1 protein-coding gene is annotated in these 3,336 nt (G+C 48.8%); it reads left to right on the plus strand.

Annotation, left to right across the window (positions count from 1 at the left end):
- The coding region (locus F6K38_RS37615) for a GAF domain-containing protein (RefSeq protein WP_287360090.1) at positions 1-2,949 on the plus strand (2,949 nt) is incomplete at its 5' end.
- Between the last annotated feature and the right edge of the window lie 387 nt (positions 2,950-3,336).

Consider the following 3,336-nt stretch of genomic DNA (forward strand, 5'->3'; position numbering starts at 1 on the left):
GCTCAGTTTCAAGTCCGGGCTAACCTGGTGGTGCCATTGCGTAAAGGAACTGAACTCTGGGGATTTTTATGCATTCACCAATGCAGTAAGCCCCGTCAATGGCAGGAGTATGAGATTGATTTTGCCAAGCAGATTGCCCTACACTTTGAAGTTGCCCTACAACAAACAGAGTACCTGGCCCAAGTAGAGGCAAAATCTACCCAGGTAGCTAAAATCGCACGGATGGAGCGAGCGGTAGTTGGAATCATCAACAAGATCCGTCAGTCTCGAAACCTGGATACCATTTTCAAGACAACCGCTATCGAAATTCGCAAGCTTCTTCAGGTTGACCGGGTGGGTGTATTTCGGTTTTACCCTAACTCTGGCTTTGATGATGGGGAATTGGTATCTGAGGATGTGGCATCAGGCTACGATGCCATGCTAGGAACCAAAGTTACCGACCACTGCTTTGGTGAACAGTATGCCCCTCACTATACCGAAGGACGTGTGCAAGCGGTTGCTGATGTCTACAATGCCGGACTGAGCGATTGCCATATTGAGCTGCTGGCTCAGTTCCAAGTCCGGGCTAATCTGGTTGTGCCCCTACTTCAAGGACCTGATTTGTGGGGATTGTTGTGCATTAACCAATGCAGTCAGCCCCGTCAATGGCAGGAGTATGAGATTGATTTTGCCAAGCAGATTGCCCTGCACTTTGGGGTAGCCCTACAGCAATTGAGCTACCTGAATCAAGTAGAAGCCAAATCCCACCAGCTTGCCCAAGCTGCTGTGCGGGAGCGAGTAGTAGCAAGCCTTAGCAACCATTTGTCCCAGTCTGTAGATGTTTACAGTGTCTTCCAGAGCATTACCAAAGAGTTGCGGCAAGTGTTGGGAGCTGACCGGGTAGTGATCTATCGCTTCAACTCCGACTGGAGTGGTGAGTTTGTGGCGGAATCCGTTGCCCCTGGCTGGCTTTCCCTAATCACTGAACAAGAAAGAGACGACCGCCTGAAGGTGGATACAACGGCTTCTGAGCGCTGCACAGTTACAGTCCTGAGTGTTAATTCTCTGTCTAATGTTGATACCTGCTTGCAAGAAACCCAGGGTGGGGACTTCGCCCGAGGTGACCGCTTCAAGCAGGTTGATGACATCTATGCCATTGGTTTCTCTCCTTGCTACATCAACACTCTGGAACAATACCAAGCCAGGGCATATCTGATTATGCCGATTTTCCAAGGTGAAAAGCTCTGGGGGCTGCTGGCGGCTTACCAAAATACGGGACCCCGTCAGTGGCAAGATACTGATGTCACCCTCATGCTCCAGATTAGTAATTCCCTGGGATTAGCCTTGCAGCGATCCCATTACCTAGATCAGTTGCGAGCCCAATCTAGCCAACTCACCAAAGCGGCTTTTATTGCTCAGGGGGTAACCAAAATAGTCGGTAAGCTATTCCAGTCTCGGGAGGTAACTAAAATCTATGGTATCACAACCCAAGAAGTCCGGCAGTTGCTCAAATGCGATCGCGTAGCCCTCTATCAATTCAATCCTGATTGGACTGGTGAGTTTGTGGCTGAGGCAGTTGCCACCGGTTGGTTACCATGGGTGGGAGCGGATATCCAAGCCTTCTGGCCCGATACTTATCTACAAGACACCCAGGGAGGTCGGTATCGCAATCGTGAAAGCGTGGCAGTTGATGACATTTACACCTTTGGTTATTCTGACGGTTACCTGGAAACCTTGGAGCAATATGAGGTTAAGGCTTATATGCTGGCACCAATTTTTCTAGAAGGAACCTTATGGGGTTTACTGGCTACCTACCAAAATACTGGTGCTCGTAACTGGCAAGAGTTTGAACTCAACGCCCTGGCTCAGATTGGGGTGCAAGTGGGGGCAGCCCTGCAACAGGCTGAGTATCTGGCACAAATCCAGAACCAGTCCCAGCAGCTGACCAATGCCGCACAACGGGAGAAAGCCGACAAAGAAGCGGTACAGCGGGAGGTAATGCAGTTGCTCTCAGCAGTGCGGCCAGCTCTAGAAGGAGACCTCACTGTCCGAGCTCCGGTAACCAACAATGAAGTAGGTACCATTGCTGATGCCTACAACAACACCTTACAAAGCCTGCGCCGGATCGTGACTCAAGTCCAGCAAGCCTCCAGGAAAGTTGCCCAAACGTCTGTTGACAGGGAATCCTCCATTGCTTTGCTCACAGCCCAAGCCCAGCAACAATTTATGGCTCTCGGTGAAGTCTTAGAGCACATCCAGACCATGGTTAATTCTACAGAAGCTGTAGGTCAGAGTGCTCAACAGGTAGAAGTGGCAGTCCAAACCGCTAACCAAACCCTCCAAGCAGGGGATGCCGCCATGAACCGTACCGTAGATGGAATTCTGGAAATCCGGGAGACAGTGGCAGAAACCAGCAAACGGCTCAAGCGCCTGAGCGAATCCTCCCAGAAGGTTTCGAGGGTAGTGAACCTGATTAGCAACTTTACTAATCAGACCCAATTGCTAGCGTTGAATGCAGCCATTGAAGCCACAAGAGCCGGTGAGTATGGACGGGGTTTTGTAGTTGTTGCCGATGAGGTGCGTTCTCTAGCCCGTCAGTCAGCGGAAGCCACCACTGAGATCGAACAGTTGGTGCAGGATATCCAGAAGAGTACTGCTGAGGTATCTACAGCCATGGATAAAGGTATTCAACAGGTTGCCCAAGGAACCGCAATGGTACAAGATACCCGTCTAACTCTCAATGCCATTGTTGAAGCCACCAGCCAAATCAGCCAGCTCGTAGACGGTATTACCCAAGCAACCCAGGTACAGACCGAAGAGTTCCAATCAGTGACCCAAACCATGACTGAGGTTGCAGGAATTGCCAACAAGACTTCTGAGGATGCCATAGAAATTTCTACCTCTTTCCAAGAACTCCTCGCCATGGCTCAGAATCTTCAAGCCAGTGCTGACCAGTTCAAGGTTGAGTAGTTATTTGCCTTGCTAAGATTAATTTTAGCAAGGCAAAAGGCAAAAGGCAAAAGGCAAAAGGCAAAAGGCAAAAATAGACTAGAATATATATTTTTGATTGGATTTTATGATGATAACTAACTTTTAAACAAAAACTTAGTTAATATTGGCAATTATTGTTTAAACAAAAACCAATTAAATAGAGGGTTTAATTAAAACACTAATCACTAATGATCCGAGCATTTTTTAGTCTAATCCGGTAGAGATATTTTGTTTTATACCGATTCCCGATTCCCGATTCCCGATTCCCGATTCCCGATTCCCGATTCCCGATTCCCGATTCCCGATTCCCGATTCCCGATTCCCGATTCCCGATTCCCGATTCCCGATTCCCGATTCCCGATTCCC

This window comes from Moorena sp. SIO3B2 (genome assembly GCF_010692525.1).
GTDB classification, from domain to species: domain Bacteria; phylum Cyanobacteriota; class Cyanobacteriia; order Cyanobacteriales; family Coleofasciculaceae; genus Moorena; species Moorena producens.